Origin of the sequence: Phenylobacterium kunshanense, from assembly GCF_003254525.1 — a bacterium.
GTDB lineage: Bacteria > Pseudomonadota > Alphaproteobacteria > Caulobacterales > Caulobacteraceae > Phenylobacterium > Phenylobacterium kunshanense.
This window is the reverse complement of the sequence record NZ_QFYS01000005.1, coordinates 159300-174160: the sequence shown is the minus strand read 5'-3', so window position 1 is coordinate 174160 and position 14861 is coordinate 159300. Positions and strand designations below refer to the sequence as shown.

13 protein-coding genes are annotated in these 14861 nt (G+C 71.6%); 7 read left to right on the top strand and 6 right to left on the bottom strand.

The features are described 5' to 3' along the window. Nucleotides 1–16: 16 nt before the first annotated feature. Nucleotides 17–2146: a M13 family metallopeptidase gene (locus DJ019_RS12720; RefSeq protein ID WP_111276409.1), complete on the top strand. Its 2130-nt coding sequence runs from the start codon at nucleotides 17–19 to the stop codon at nucleotides 2144–2146. Between the two features lie 3 nt (nucleotides 2147–2149). Here the strand turns inward: DJ019_RS12720 and DJ019_RS12715 are convergent, their stop codons facing one another. The 6 genes from DJ019_RS12715 to DJ019_RS12690 all read right to left on the bottom strand — a co-directional run bounded on the left by DJ019_RS12715 (nucleotide 2150) and on the right by DJ019_RS12690 (nucleotide 8057). After that, complete coding sequence (locus DJ019_RS12715; RefSeq protein WP_111276408.1) at nucleotides 2150–3352, bottom strand: putative sulfate exporter family transporter; 1203 nt, start codon at nucleotides 3350–3352, stop codon at nucleotides 2150–2152. 182 nt (nucleotides 3353–3534) lie between these two features. Continuing rightward, on the bottom strand, nucleotides 3535–4917 hold the full coding sequence (locus DJ019_RS12710; protein WP_111276407.1) for an amidohydrolase family protein: 1383 nt from the start codon (nucleotides 4915–4917) through the stop codon (nucleotides 3535–3537). Further along, complete coding sequence (locus DJ019_RS12705; RefSeq protein ID WP_111276406.1) at nucleotides 4914–5936, bottom strand: CoA transferase; 1023 nt, start codon at nucleotides 5934–5936, stop codon at nucleotides 4914–4916. The genes DJ019_RS12710 and DJ019_RS12705 overlap by 4 nt, the downstream gene beginning before the upstream one ends. Further along, on the bottom strand, nucleotides 5933–6904 hold the full coding sequence (locus DJ019_RS12700; protein ID WP_111276405.1) for an enoyl-CoA hydratase/isomerase family protein: 972 nt from the start codon (nucleotides 6902–6904) through the stop codon (nucleotides 5933–5935). Before DJ019_RS12700 ends, DJ019_RS12705 begins: the two co-directional genes overlap by 4 nt. 13 nt (nucleotides 6905–6917) lie before the next feature. Continuing rightward, nucleotides 6918–7226 (bottom strand): hypothetical protein, encoded by a 309-nt coding sequence (locus tag DJ019_RS12695; RefSeq protein ID WP_205854157.1) that lies wholly within the window; start codon nucleotides 7224–7226, stop codon nucleotides 6918–6920. 84 nt (nucleotides 7227–7310) lie between these two features. Further along, nucleotides 7311–8057 carry an SDR family NAD(P)-dependent oxidoreductase gene (locus tag DJ019_RS12690; RefSeq protein WP_111276404.1) on the bottom strand — a complete coding sequence of 249 codons (747 nt, stop codon included), beginning with the start codon at nucleotides 8055–8057 and terminating at the stop codon, nucleotides 7311–7313. Nucleotides 8058–8247: 190 nt separating this feature from the next. Between DJ019_RS12690 and DJ019_RS12685 the strand changes: the two genes are divergently transcribed. The 6 genes from DJ019_RS12685 (at nucleotide 8248) to DJ019_RS12660 (ending at nucleotide 14800) form a co-directional block, all read left to right on the top strand. Continuing rightward, the gene (locus tag DJ019_RS12685; RefSeq protein ID WP_111276403.1) at nucleotides 8248–8712 is read left to right on the top strand and encodes a (2Fe-2S)-binding protein; all 465 of its coding nucleotides are present in this window, start codon (nucleotides 8248–8250) and stop codon (nucleotides 8710–8712) included. 7 nt (nucleotides 8713–8719) lie between these two features. Then, nucleotides 8720–10903: a xanthine dehydrogenase family protein molybdopterin-binding subunit gene (locus DJ019_RS12680; protein ID WP_165844000.1), complete on the top strand. Its 2184-nt coding sequence runs from the start codon at nucleotides 8720–8722 to the stop codon at nucleotides 10901–10903. Nucleotides 10904–10981: 78 nt separating this feature from the next. Further along, the gene (locus DJ019_RS12675; protein ID WP_111276401.1) at nucleotides 10982–11773 is read left to right on the top strand and encodes an SDR family NAD(P)-dependent oxidoreductase; all 792 of its coding nucleotides are present in this window, start codon (nucleotides 10982–10984) and stop codon (nucleotides 11771–11773) included. A gap of 64 nt (nucleotides 11774–11837) precedes the next feature. Further along, nucleotides 11838–12842, top strand: a complete 1005-nt coding sequence (locus tag DJ019_RS12670; protein ID WP_111276400.1) for a zinc-dependent alcohol dehydrogenase family protein — start codon at nucleotides 11838–11840, stop codon at nucleotides 12840–12842. Nucleotides 12843–13022: 180 nt separating this feature from the next. After that, nucleotides 13023–13709, top strand: a complete 687-nt coding sequence (locus tag DJ019_RS12665) for a DUF4386 family protein (RefSeq protein ID WP_111276399.1) — start codon at nucleotides 13023–13025, stop codon at nucleotides 13707–13709. A gap of 2 nt (nucleotides 13710–13711) precedes the next feature. After that, nucleotides 13712–14800 (top strand): hypothetical protein, encoded by a 1089-nt coding sequence (locus DJ019_RS12660; protein WP_111276398.1) that lies wholly within the window; start codon nucleotides 13712–13714, stop codon nucleotides 14798–14800. Nucleotides 14801–14861 lie beyond the last annotated feature (61 nt).

The window sequence follows — 14861 nt, the reverse complement described above, 5'->3', positions numbered from 1 at the left end:
CATCGAGATGAGACCCATGATCCACCAGACGCGCAAGTTCCTGCTCCTGGCCGGCGCCGCGACGGCCCTCGCCTTCTCCGGCGCGGGCGCGCTGGCGCATGAGCTCCATGACTGCGCGACCACGGCCTGTGAAACTGAACTGCTATTCGCGGCCGACACCCCCAGCGCCGGCGGCGCCGCCGCTTCCCTGGCCTCGCCGCGATACGGGACCTGGGGCTTCGACCTTTCGGGCATGGACCGCTCGGTCAAGCCGGGCGACGACTTCTTCAAGTTCGCCAACGGCAAGTGGCTGGAGCGCACCGAGATTCCGGCCGACCGGACGAACTACGGCAACTTCGCGATGCTGCGCGAACTGTCCGAGGCCCGCGTGCATGCGATCCTCGACGAGGCGGCGGCCGGCAAGCTGACCGATCCCGACGCGGCAAAGATCGGCGCCGCCTATGCCGCGTTCATGGACGAGGCCCTGGCCGAGAAGCTGGACGCCAAGCCGCTGGAGCCCGAGCTCGCCCAGATCCGGAAGGTGAAGAGCAAGGACGACTTCACGGCCCTGATGGGCAAGTCCAGCACCACCGGCTTCACCTCGATCATGCCGGTCTTCGTCAGCATCGACGCCAAGTCGCCGACGAAATACGCGGTGATGTCGGTCACCGGCGGGCTCGGCCTGCCCGACCGCGACTACTACCTGCAGCCCGACTTCGCCGAGAAGAAGGCCAAGTACCAGGCCTACATCGAACAGCTTCTGACCATGGTCGGATGGGAAAAGCCCGCCGAGAACGCCAGGGCGATCGTCGAGTTCGAGACCAAGCTGGCCGAAGCGTCCTGGAGCCGGGTCGAGCGGCGCGACCGCGACAAGACCTACAATCCCATGAGCCCGACCGAGCTCAACGCCTACACCCCGGGCTTCGACTGGAACCGCTACCTCGCCGAGACCGGCCTGCCCAAGGTGGACCGGATCATCGTCACCACCAACACCGCCTATCCGAAGTTCGCCAAGGTCTATAGCGAGACCCCGCTGGAGACCCTGAAGGCCTGGCAGGCCTTCCACCTGACCGATGGCGCGGCGCCGCTGCTGTCGACCCGGTTCGTGCAGGCGCACTTCCAGTTCCGCGACAAGGAGCTGGCCGGCCAGCCCGAGCTGCGCGCGCGCTGGAAGCGGGCGGCGGCGTTCATGGACGGGGCGATCGGCGAGTCCATCGGCCGGGTCTATGTGGCCCGCTACTTCACCCCCGAGGCCAAGGCCAAGATGGACGACCTGGTGGGCAATATCCGCACCGCCATGCGCGCCCGGATCGAGACTCTCGAGTGGATGGGTCCGGAGACGAAGGCCAAGGCGCTCGAGAAGCTGGCCAAATTCACGGTGAAGATCGGCTATCCGACCGAGTGGCGGGACTATGCCGGACTCGAGTTCAAGCGCGACGACCTCTACGGCAACGCCCTTCGCGCCGGAGCGTGGGACTGGAAGCGCCGGGTCGCGCGGCTGGACCAGCCCGTCGACAAGAAGGAATGGGGCATGACCCCGCAGACGGTGAACGCCTACTACAACTTCGCGAACAACGAGATCGTGTTCCCGGCCGCCATCCTCCAGGCGCCCTTCTTCGACCCCGACGCGGATCCGGCCATCAACTACGGCGGCATCGGTGGGGTGATCGGCCACGAGATCAGCCACGGCTTCGACGACCAGGGCCGCAAGTCCGACGGCGACGGCGTGCTGCGCGAATGGTGGACCGCCGAGGACAACGCCAAGTTCAAGGCCCAGGCCGAGAAGCTGGGCGCGCAGTATTCGGCGTTCGAACCCCTCCCCGGGGCCAAGGTGCAGGGCGGCCTGACCATGGGCGAGAACATCGGCGACATGGGCGGCCTGTCGCTGGCGCTGGACGCCTACCGCGCCTCGCTCAAGGGCGCCCCGGCGCCGGTGATCGAAGGGCTGACCGGCGACCAGCGCGTGTTCCTCGGCTGGGCCCAGGTGTGGCGCCAGAAGATGCGCGACGAGGCCCTGCGCCAGCAGGTGACCACCGATCCGCACTCGCCGGCCTACTACCGGGTCAACGGGACCATCCGGAACATCCCCGGCTGGTACGACGCCTGGAACGTGCAGGAGGGCGACAAGCTGTACGTGAAGCCGGAAGAGCGCGTCCGGATCTGGTAGGCCTCAGGCCACCCAGCTCGCCGCCGCGAAGGCCAGGCCGCAGAGCAATGCGGTCTGGCAGGCGAGGGCGGCGAGCGGGCGCCAGCCCATCGACCTCAGCCCGTCGAGCGTCATCCGGGCGCCGACGGCCACGACGCCCGCACCGATCAGGACATTGGACGCAAACGTCGCGGCCGGCAGCACCGACGCGGGCACGAGCCCCGTGCTGCGGATCCCGGCCAGGACGAAGAAGGCGATGACGAAGCCCGGCAGGAGCAACGCCCGCCCCGGCCCCTTCGCCTCCCGCGCAGCCCCGGCGAACGAGAAAGCCACCGCAGCCACCACCAGGGCCAGCAGAGACACGCGCACCAGCTTGACCGTCACGGCCAGGTCGCCGACCTGGGGCGAGACCGAATAGCCGGCGCCCGCCACCTGGGCCACGTCGTGGATGGAGGTGCCGAGGAAGACTGCCGCGGCCTGGGGCGGCAGGCCGGCAAGGTGGGCGACGGCGGGATAGGCCAGCATGGCGAGCGTCGAGAGCGTGGCCACCACCGCCACAACATAGGCGGTCTGGCGCTCGGTCTCCGGGCTCTTCGGCAGGACTTGGGACACCGCCATGGCGGCAGAGGCGCCGCAGATCGCGGTGGCGCTGGCCGAAAGCATCGAGAAGCCCTTAGGCAGACCGAACAGACGGCCGACCACCGACCCCAGCGCCAGGGTCAGGGCCACGCAGCTCAGGACCAGCACGAGCGTCTGCGCGCCGAGGCCCGCAATGTCGCCGAGCGCGATGCGCAGGCCCAGGAGCGCCACGCCGGCGCGCAGCAGCGGGCGCTCGGCCACCCTCAGCCCCGGCGACAGGTCGAACCGTCCGGCGAGCGGCGCGGCGACGAGGAACCCGGCGACGAGGGCGAAGGGCGCCACCGGCGCGCCGAGCGCCTGGGCCGCGAGGGTCGCCGCCAGGGTCAGGAAGGCGGCGAGGGCCAACCCTGGCAGCCAAGCCGGCAGACGCACCGGCGGCTTTGGCGTCGTGCGATGGGTGACCATCCGCTGGTGCAGCTCGCGGATGCGGCGGCTGCCGGACGTCTGGAAGGCGAAGGGGAAGAGGCCGTGAAGGGCGCAGGCCAGGGCGCCGAGCGCCATGGTGGCGGCGAAACCCCAGGCCGAGCAGAGATGCTCGAAATAGCTTTCGCCCACGGTCTCCGGATGCCGCGTGAACGCCTTGAGCATGGCCCCCCATCCTGGCCGGGTGAAACAAGCCTCCAGGATGACGGCGGGGGCGGGAAAATCATTGCCGAAGACGGCGGCAGTCTCCCGGCCCAGGAGAACCTCGATCCCACAGCGACGACCTGCGGAGAATCCCGATCTCCGCACGGGTTCACGGACCTTGAGGATGTCCTAACGCGATCGACTCAAACGCCCGGGCGCTGGTGGACCACGACCCCTCCCACGAGGGTGGCGCGCACCCGCTCGGCCGAAGGCCTGGCCAGGACCGCGGCCAGCGGCGCGTCGAGCAGGCAGAGATCCGCGGGCGCGCCTGGACCGACCTTGCGAGTTCGGCGGCCTGGAGCGGCCGGATCGTCGAGGTACAGGCCGATCGCGGCGGTGGCCGGAACGGCTTCGCCCGCGCCCAGCGTCGCGCCGCCGGCTGTCCGGCGATCCATGGCGGCGGCGATCCCCACCCAGGGATCGGGCGTGGCGTAGGGCGCATCCGAGCTGGCCGCTACGGGCACCCCGGCGGCGAGAAGGCTGGCGCAGCGATACAGGTCGCCGCTGTCCGCCGACGCCACTTCGGAGAGGTAGCGGTCGCCCCGCTCACGCACGAAGGCCGGCTGGGTTACGACGACGAGGCCGAGGCTCCGGAGCTGGCCGATGGCCTCCTCCGGGATCACCCCGCCATGCTCGATGCGATCGCCTGGGCGGGCGCCGGCAGTCTCGAACGCCGCCAGCGTCAGGGCGAGCTCCGCGGCGGTGACACAATGGACGGCGACCTCGCGTCCCTGCGCGCGGGCCGCGCGGATGCGGGCCACGAAGGCGTCGAGGTCGGGCAGCGCATGGTCGTCCAGCAGGATCTTCACCGGCCCCACGGCGAAGGCGCCGTCGCCCGGCGCGTCCAGCGGCCCGCCGCTCATGAGCAGGAGGCGCTGGGGCAGGTCGCCGGACCGATGGGCGTCCGCGAGGATAGCCGCGGCGGCGGAGTCGGTCGTGACGCTGGCGTCGGTCAGGGCGGTGACGCCGTAGGCGGCGAGCTGGGCGCCGACGGGGGCCATCGGGGGTGGCGAGGGCGGCAGGCGGCTGCGCAGCCAGGCGTCGCCGCGCCAGAGACGGCCGGCCCCCCGATCCAGGCCCTGCGGGTCGTCCCCCTCGCCCAGCGCGGCCAGGGCGCGGCTGTTCAGCAGCCACAGCGCGCCGGTCTGGTGCTGGATCCGCAAGGGGTGGCGGGGCGCGAGCCGGTCGAGGTCGGCCAGCGTCAGGTCTCCGGCCAGCGCTTCGTGCCAGCCGAAGGCGCGGACCCAGGCCCCGGCCGGCCGCGACGCGCACGCCGCCGCAATCCGGACGGCCAGATCATCGGCCCCGCGGGCGCGCGTCAGGTCCACGGAGTCGGCGCGCGCCGCCAAGGCCAGCAGATGGATGTGATGATCCGCCAGGCCGGGGATCAGCGCCCCGCCCCGGCCGTCCATCTCCCGGCCGCCTCGGGCGAGGTCCGCGCCCACCACCGCGACCCGGCCGGCCTCGATCCGCACGTCCAGGCCCGCGCGGCCGGCCACCTCCACGTTGCGGATCAGGAGATTCATGCGGCGGCCTGCAGACCGATCGCCGTCGCGGCGCCCGCGGCGACGCGGGCGAGCGCGGCGTCGACGAAAACGCCACCGCCCTGTTCCAGACCACGCATGGCGCCCAAGGCGGCGGCGAGGCCGGTGACAGGATCGGCCAGGGCGTCGCCCAGGAACCGCGGGCCGTCGGCGGTCCAGCGGACGAGGCCGCCCGCCGCCGCCGCGTCATCGCCGAAAGCCACGCGATCGCCTGCTTCGCCTGTCCAGCCGTAGCCGGTGATCGCCACCCACACGAGGCCCGGGTTGGCGGCAAAGAGCGGAGCCGGTTCCAGGCCCAGGGCGGCGAGCGCCCGCGGCCGGGCGCCGGTGATCAGCACATCGGCGCCGGCGACCACCTCGGCGAGGCGGGCGCGGCCGTCCGCGGCGGCGAAGTCCAGCGCCAGCGCCTGCTTGGTCCCGTTGAGCCGGTGGGCGAAGGCGGGCGTGGAGAGCGCCGTGGGGTCGGGGCGGCGGACGCTCTCGACCTTCAGCACCGACGCCCCCATGGCCGCGAGGATCGCGCCGCACATGGGTCCGGCCCAGAGCGCGGAGAGATCGACGACCTGAAGCGCACCTGCCCGGCGTCCCCCGCGGCCCAGCCGCAGCGTCGGGGCGCGGGGCGTCTCCGCGCTCACTTCGCCGACGGCCGCCGCGGGCAGCCCCAGGAGCGTCGCCCCCGCCACGAGGTCGGCACTGCGCCGTCCGCCCGCATGTATCGTCACCAGAGCCCACGGATCGTCATCGAGGTCGCAGCCGAGCCAGGCGGGAACAAGGTCGCGGTCTTCCACGCGCGCGAGATTCAGCGCCATCCAGCCGTCGGCGGCGCGGAACAACCGGCAGGCGCCGTTGGGCGACACGAGCCCCCCGGGCGCGGCCAGTGGGAGCTCCCCTTCCCGGTCGAGCACGCCTAGCGCGGCCACCTCGACGCGGCGGCCCAGGCGGGCGGTCAGGGCCGCAGCCTCGGCGCAGAGGTCGACGATCAGGGGCGCCAGCGGATTCATGTGGCGACTTCGTCGACGAGGCCCCAGGCCATGGCGGTCGCGAGGTCGACCTCGACGCCCGAGATGGCTATCCACGCCGCGCGTCGGCGGCCGATGCGGCGGGGGATCGTGACTGTGCCGCCGGCGCCCGGGATCAGGCCCATGCCCACTTCGGGCAGGCGGAAGTGCGCGCCGGGATGGGCCACCACCCGCGCGGCCGCGGCCGGCAGCTCGATACCCGCGCCGACGCAGGCGCCGTGGACGTGCGCGGTCAGGCGGTCGCCGAGCTCGTGCGCAAGCCGGGCCGGCGCGCGAAGGCTACGGACCAGGTGCGCCTCGCCCGCGTCGCCGGCCGAGCCGAACTCGTCCAGGTCGCCGCCGGCGCTGAAGCAGGGGCCCTCCCCGCTCAGCGTCACCGGCGGCGCGTCGGGATGGCCCAGGGCGAACGCCAGCGCCTCGCACAGCTCGTCGCGCATGCGAGCGTCGAAGGCGTTGCGGCGGCTGGGACGCGAGAGGCGGATCCCGAGCTCGCGCGAACCGGCATCGATCCGCACGCGCTGGACCGGCGTCTCGTCACGCTCCCGGCCAGGATTGCCGGCACGCCATGCGCGGAAGCCGCCCGACGCCAGCAGCATGGAATAGGCCAGCGACTCCAGCGCCAGCGCCTCGTCGAATGGCAGGCGAAGGGTCATGCGCAGGACCTGGGCCGCCACGGCGACGGCCACGGGCTGGGCCTCGACCCTGGCCTCCAGCGCCACAAGCGCCGGATCGATCCCCACGGGTCCCAGGCCCACCCACGGCCGGGGCGCGGCGGGATCGGCGCTGAACAGGATGTCGAAGAGGTCGAGCGGCCCCTCGGGCAGCGGGCCGCCACGATGGACGCCCACGCGTAGCACGCCCGACGCGTCGGACGGCCGCCCGCCGGTTCCAAACTCGATGACCCACAGGCCGGCGCCGCCCAGGACGACGAGGTCGGCGATGAGGGTCACCGGCGGCGCCTCTTCAGTCCGAGGACGGCAGCTTCTTGGCTTCGGCGGCGCCGATCGGGCGACCGTCCACCGACAGCGATCCCGCGCCGGCCTTTGAGCACAGCACCTCCATGCCGCTCTCCGGATCGGTGTAGCGCTTGCCCGCGAGGACGCCGCCGGAATGGTCCGCGGCCGGCGCGCCACCTTCGGGCCGCGCTTCGGCATGCGGGATCACCGGCTGGCCGCCGCATTCCAGGCTGGCCGGCGCCTTGGGCGGGCGCACCACCACCAGCTCGGCGTCGCAGACGGCGCTCCGCCAGCGCGATCCCGGTTTCAACTCCATGCACGTCACTCCCTTGACCCTGGCCGCCTCACCGAGCGGCTTCGGCTTCGAATATCCGCCACGCTGGGCGGGCTTGTCGACGGCCTACGGCGTCCCACCGTCGCAGCGGATCACCGAGCCCGTGGTGAAGCTGGAAGCCGGACTGGCCAGGTAGAGTGCAGCGGTGACGATCTCATCCGGACGGCCGGGCCGGCCCAGGGCGTTGCGCGCCGTCTCGCGCGCCTCGGGCGTCCAGGCCTTTGCGATGTCGGTGAGGAAGGGGCCGGCCATGATGCCGTTCACGCGCACCTTGGGGCCGTACTCCTTGGCGAAGCCCTCGGTCATGGCGTTCAGCGCCGCCTTGGCGCCGGCGTAGGGGATATAGCTGGGGTCGGGGCGGATCGCGCCGACCGACGAGATGTTGATGATCGCCCCACCCTCGCCCGCGGCCATGCGCGAGCCGACGAGGGCGGTCAGCCGGAAGGGGCCCTTGAAGTTGACGTCGATGACCTTGTCGAAAAGCGCCTCGGTGACGTCGGCGGACGAGGGTGCCAGGGGCGACATGCCCGCGTTGTTGATCAGGATGTCCACCTTGCCGAACTCGGCGTAGGCCGCGTCGGCCAGCCCCGCCAGCGCCGTCCAGTCGCCCACGTGGCAGGGGTGGGACAGCGCCCGGCGGCCCAGGTTGCGGACCTCGGCGGCGGCGGCCTCGCAGGCGTCGGCCTTGCGGCTGGCGATCACGATGTCCGCGCCGCGCGAAGCCAGGGCCTTGGCCATCTCGAGCCCCAGCCCGCGGCTGCCGCCGGTGATCAGAGCCACCTTGCCCGAGAAGTCGAAGAGCGCGTCGCTCATGCCGGTTTCCTCCGCTTGTCTTCGTCGTTGCGGACACCATAGGCCGCGCGAGGGCTTCCGATGCGTCAGGGACGTGACCGGGCGTTTGCGACGAGCAGCGCGCCCCGTGCGACGAACGCTGGGGCAGCGCCCCAATTGTGGCGCTTGGTTCTTCGTAGACTTGGCCGGCACTCCGCCGCCAGGACACGACATGCCCACAAACCTCACCGTCAACGGACAAGCCGTGACGTCGAACTCCACCCCCGATACGCCCCTGCTCTGGGTGCTGCGCGACGAACTGGGCCTGATGGGGACCAAGTACGGCTGCGGGGTCGGCGCCTGCGGCGCCTGCACCGTCCATGTCGGCGGCGAGCCGGTGCGGAGCTGCAGCATGCCGGTGGGCGGGCTGGATGCCGCGCACGTGACCACGATCGAAGCCCTGGGCGCCGGTGGACCCCACGTCCTGCAGACCGCCTGGCTCAAGGCCAGCGTGCCGCAGTGCGGCTACTGCCAGTCCGGGATGCTGATGGCCGCCGCCGCCCTGCTGGAGCGTACCCCCCGCCCCAGCGACGCCGACATCGACGCGGCGATCACCAACCTCTGCCGGTGCGGCTCCTATCCCCGCGTGCGCACGGCGATCCACGCCGCAGCGGCGCGGCTGTCGAAGGGGCGCTGAGATGGAAATGAAGGTTTCCCGACGCGGCCTGCTGGCGACTCTCGGCGGCGCAGGCCTGACGCTGGGGCTCAGCGCCGGCGGCGTGGTCGCGGCGCCGGCCGAGACTGTCACCCTGAGCGATTGGGTGCGGATCGCCCCCGACGGCGGCGTGACGCTGTACACCTCGGTGCAGGAGATGGGTCAGGGCGCCTGGTGCGTCCACGCCCGCATCCTGGCGGAGGAGCTGGGGCTAGACTGGGCGAAGGTCCGGGTCGAACAGGCCCCGCCGCTGCCGGTCTATGGGATCTTCTCGCCCGGCTACGCCACCGGCGGCAGCGCCTCGGTGCGCGAGATGTACGGCAAGCTGCGCAAGGTAGGCGCGGCGGCGCGCACCATGCTCGTCGAGGCGGCCGCCGAGCGCTGGAACGCGCCGGCGGACGACTGCACGGTTCGGGGCGGCCGCGTCGTCCATGTCGCGAGCGGCCGGAGCCTCGGCTTCGGCGAGCTGGCCGAGGCGGCGGCGACGCGGCCCGTGCCGCAGGACCCGACGCTGAAGCCCCGGTCCGACTGGAGCGTCATCGGCAGGGACCTGCCCCGCAAGGACCTGCCCGGCAAGGTGGACGGGTCGGCCGTGTACGCCACCGACGTGAAGCTGCCGGGCCTGTTGACCGCCACGATCCGGCAGGCGCCGCAGTTCGGGGCCAAGCTGAAGTCGGTCGACCCCGCGCCGGCGCTGGCCATTCCGGGCGTCCGCAAGGTGCTGGAGATGCGCGGCGTCTCGATCACCGTGCCGGGCTGGAACCAGCCGGTCGACCTGCCCGACGCCGTGATCGTGGTCGCCGACGGCTTCTGGCCGGCGAAGAAGGGGCTCGAGGCCCTGGCGCCCGAATGGGCTGAGGCAAGCGATGCGCCCGACACCGTAGGCCTGCTGGCGCAGCTTAAGACCGCTGCCCTGACCCGCGCCGAAGTCGCGACGCCCCGACGCGACTATGCGCCGGGCGAACGGGAGGCCCTGCAGAAGACCCTCGCGGCCGCCGCCGACGCGGCCCTCGCCGCCGCCGATCGCACCATCGAGCGCGACTACACCTCGCCGCTGCTGGCGCACGCCCCGATGGAGCCACTGAGCGCGGCGGCCCGGATGACGGCCGACGGCGGGGTCGAGGCCTGGGGCGGCTTCCAGAACACCAGCGGCCTGCGCCGAGCGGCGGCGGCCATGGTCGGCGTGCCGATCGAGAAGGTGGACGCCCACACCCTGTTCAGCGGCGGCTCGTTCGGTCGGCGGTACAAGAACGACTTCGGCCTGCAGGCGATCTGGGCCGCCCGGGCGGCCGGCGCGCCGGTGAAGCTGATCTGGTCGCGGGAGGAGGACATCCGCCAGGACTGGTACCGGCCGGCGGGCTTCCAGCGCCTGACCGCGGGCCTGAAGGGTGGCCGCGTCTCCGGGTTCAGGGTGGTCGGGTCGAACAACAACGCCAACTACACGCGGGACATGGTTTCGGGCCCGCCGCACGACCTGATCCAGTACGAGGTTCCGGGGATGGTCATGGCCGGCGCCTTCGTGGCCTCGCCGGTCCCGGGCGGACCCTGGCGATCGGTGCTGCACACGGGCAACGCCTTTGCGGTCGAATGCTTCCTCGACGAACTGGCGCACGAGACCGGGGTCGACCCCCTGGCGTTCCGCCGGCCCCTGCTCGCGAAATCCCCGCGGGCCCTGCGGGCGATGGAGCATGCGGTCAAGGCGGCGCGCTGGGGCCGAAGGCTGCCGAAAGGACAGGGGCTGGGCCTTGCCGTCTGGAGCTCGTTCCAGAGCGTCTGCGCCCAGGTCGTCCAGGTTCGGGTCACGAACGACCAGGTCCGGGCGGAGCAGGTGTGGTGCGCCTTCGACTGCGGCACCGCCGTCAATCCCGACGGCGTGCGGGCCCAGGGCGAGAGCTCGATCATCCTGGCGCTGAGTTCGGCCGCCACGGGCGAGATCAACCTCGACGCCGGCCGGGTCGTGGAGAGCAACTTCCACGACTACCCGCACCTGATCCTGGCCCAGACGCCGAAGATCACCATCGACCTGCTGGAGACGCGCGAGGCGGCGCCGGGCGGCGCGGGCGAGCCGATGACCCCGCCGCTGATGCCGGCGCTGGCCAACGCCATCTTCGCGGCGACAGGCCGGCGCCTGCGCACCCTGCCGCTCACCAAAGCGGGGCTGACGCTGGTCTGAAGGACGCCTCATCGAGCCTGTCCCGGCGTCAGGGAAAGGCCGTGCTAGGGCATGGCCAACCTATTCCGGAGGCATTCCATGAAGCTCGACAGTTCCGTTTCCGCGATCATCACCGGCGGCGCGTCCGGCCTGGGCGCGGCGACCGCCAGGCACCTGCGCAGCCTGGGCGTGAAGGTCGCCCTGTTCGACAAGAACCCCGAGACCGGCGAGGCCATGGCCAAGGAGATCGGCGCGGTCTTCTGCGAGGTCGACGTGATGGACGAGGCCTCGGTCGACGCCGCCTTCGCCAAGGCCCGCGCCGCCAACGGCCAGGAGCGGATCCTGGTGAACTGCGCCGGCGGCGGCCGCGGCGGCAAGACCATTTCGCGCGACAAGCAGACCGGCGAGATCATCCCGTTCAAGGCCTCGGACTTCGAGTGGGTTCTGGGCCTCAACACCGTCGGCACCTTCCGCTGCGTGGTGAAGAGCGCCGCCGGCATGGCGACGCTGGAACCCGACGAGACGGGCGAGCGTGGCGCGATCGTCAACACCGGCTCGGTGGCGGCCGAGGAAGGCCAGATCGGCCAGGTGGCCTATGCGGCGGCCAAGGCGGCGATCAAGGGCATGACCATCGTGATCGCCCGCGACCTCTCCAGCGAGGGCATCCGCATCAACACCATCCTGCCGGGCATCATGGACACCCCGATGCTGGGCGGCCTGAAGACCCGCGCGCCGCAGGTCTACCAGGGCCTGGCGGCGTCGGTGCCGTTCCCCAAGCGCCTGGGCGCGGCCGAGGAGTATGCGGACCTGGCCGTCACCATGCTGCGCAACGGCTACATCAACGGCGAGACCGTCCGCCTGGACGGCGCCATCCGGATGGCCCCGCGCTAAGCCGCAATCGAGGGCGGGGCCGCCGACGGTCCCGCCCCTTTCATATTCAGACGAGGACACGCCGATGAAGGTCGCCGCCGTGAAAGCCCCGGGCGGGCTGGACAAGATCGTGATCGAGGACCGGCCGCAGCCGGAAGCCGGGCCCGGCCAGCTCCTGGTGCGGGTGCGCGCCAGCTCGCTGAACTTCCATGACTTCGCCGTGGTGTCGGGGATGCTGAACCCCGCCGACGGCCGCATCCCGATGTCGGACGGCGCGGGCGACGTGGTGGCGGTCGGCGCCGGCGTCACCGGCTTCAAGGTCGGCGACCAGGTGCTGGGCACCTTCTTCCCCAACTGGCCGACGGGCGGCCCCAGCCTTGAGCGCCTGATCGGCGTGCCCGGCGACCATGTGGACGGCTATGCGGCCGAGTACGTGGCCATGCCGGCCAGCGCCTTCACCCGGATGCCCAAGGGCTATTCCTACGCCGAGGCCGCCACCCTGCCCTGCGCCGCGCTGACGGCCTGGCGGGCGCTGATGGTCGAAGCTCGGATCAAGCCGGGCGACGTGGTGCTGACGCAGGGCACCGGCGGCGTCTCCATCTTCGCCCTGCAGCTCGCCAAGGCGGCGGGCGCGACGGTGATCTCGACCTCGTCCTCCGACGAGAAGCTGCAGCGGCTGAAGGCGCTCGGGGCCGACCACCTGATCAACTACAAGGACCAGCCCGACTGGGGCGCGGCGGCGACGGCCCTGACCGGCGGCCGGGGTGTGGACGTCGTCGTCGAGATCGGCGGCGCGGGCACCATGAACCAGTCCCTGGCGGCGGTGCGCATCGGCGGCCACATCTCGCTGATCGGCGTGCTGGCCGGCTTTGCGGGCGAGGTCGGGACGGCGGTGGCCATGTCCAAGAACGTGGCCATCAAGGGCGTCACGGTCGGCTCGCGCCAGGAGCAAGAGGAAATGATCGCGGCCGTCGAGGCCAACGGCATCAAGCCGGTGATCGACTCCACCTTCCCGCTGGACGGCATCGCCGCCGCCTTCGCCCACCAGCTCTCCCAGAAGCACTTCGGGAAGATCTGCCTGGAGTTCTGACGGCTTCGGGCGATCGCCCCATCTGACGGCCCGTCCAGCGCCGGCGTCCCGTGACAGGGGCGCCGGCGTTTTCGTGCGCGCGCCAAGGGCCCGCACTCTTTATTGACGTTGTCAATTTTGAGACTAGATTGACGACGTCAATTGGCGACCTCGGGTCGCCGGGACGCGAACAGGACCCGCATGACAGAACTGACCCGCGCCGGCCGATGGATCGGCGTCGCCATCCTCGCCGGCTACGTGCTCGACATCGCCTCGAACTTCTTCCTCCAGCCGATGATCCGCGTCGGCGAAGGCCCTATGGGCCTGTTCGCCGGGGCGGCGGCCCAGCCCGGCCTGATCGGCATCATCGTGCTGATGGGCATGGTGTCGGGCGTGGTCTCGATCGCCGTCGCCGGCCTTGTCTGCCAGCACTCGTACGGCCGGGCGTTCGCCTGGCTCGCCTTCCTGCTTCTGGGCCTCCGGGCGGCCTCGTTCGGCATGGGCGGCGGCGAGATGGCGAGCTACCAGCTCTTCCGGTCGCTGGGGACCTCGATGCTCTCGGCGCCGGACGGCGCCCTGGCCCAGCTCGCCGAGCCGGTCTGGGCCCTGGTGACCCAGCAGCGGGACGCCCTTCACTATCCGCACCTGCTACTGGGCGGGACGGGCGCCTTCGTCCTCTACGTGATCCTGTTCCGCAGCCGCTGGATCCCCCGCTGGCTGGCCGTCGCCGGGCTTGCGGCGACCGCCTCCCAGATGATCGGCGTCTTCACAGGCGTGCTCGGCGCGGAGGTGTCATTCTACTTCCTGGCGCCCCTGGCGCTCGTCCAGCTCGTCGCGGGCCTGTGGCTGACGGTCCGCGGCTTCGATGACAAGACGGCGGCCGCCTGACGATGCGCCGCCTCGCTACCTGCGCCGTCTTTCTGTCCACCCTGGCGCCATCGGTCGCCCTGGCCGGACACTGGGTGCTCGTCGGCGCGGAGGGAGCAGCGCCCGACCGCCGTCATTTCTATGCGGAGTTCGACCGGGTGAGCCCGCGATACGACAGCGAGGCCGAGGGCGGCGATCAGGCGATGATGGAGGCCGCCGCGCGCTCACGAAACATGGGCGCCTACCTGGATGCGCGCCGGATCATGCGCGTCCGGGTGATCCAGGTGCTGGAGAAGCCGGAGGCGCCCGACACGATCGAATACCAGGTCACGATCAGGTGCTCTGGCCGGCAGTTCCGGATCGACGCGGCGACGGCGTGGCACAGGAATGCGCAGAGTCAGAACCTGGGGGGAACGGCCTGGACGCCGGTGGCCGACAACTGGACCGACCGGGTCCGGCTGATCGCCTGCGAACCGGACCGGCTGAACAAGGCGGTCGCCGCGGCGCAGAAGTCGGGGAGGCAGGACCCGCTCGCCCGGCTCGGCCTCGTCTATGTCGGTGACATGGTGATCGGCGGCGAGCTCTCGAACGTGACCTGGGCCAATTTCTGGAAGGACGGACGACGCCCCGCCTACTCATCGATCTACACGCCGGCCGAACGCGAGGCGCGCCGCAGGCAAGCGCTCGCGGAGCTCAAGAAGGCCGAGGCCGAATTCGACGCCAAGGCCATACAGGTCCAGCAGGACCTGGAGATGCAGAAGAAGATCGACCGCGCCCTCGGGTCGACGAACGAGAAGTATCTCCGCGAGATGCAGGGAACGGCCGGCTGGAGCGAGGAGAAGGTCGTCGCCTACTGGGGCCGGCCGCACAGCGCCACCGAGGCCGACGGGATCCTGCGCTTCGACTACCACTTCCAGGACACCGTGACCGAGGCGGCGCCGGTCACCGACAACGTCATGGGCTGTCAGAACGGCGTCTGCGGAAAGGTCGGCGAGTCCGTGCGCTACGAGATGCGCTCGCGCGTCGTGACCTGCCGCCGCACCTTGTTCCTCAAGCCGGGGGGCACGGAGCCCGGACGCCGCCTCTACGATTTCCAGATCTCGTGCGGGTGAAGGGGATCGAACCCCTGGCGTTCAGTTTGGCAAGCCGAGGACATCGTGGAGCCTGCTAGCC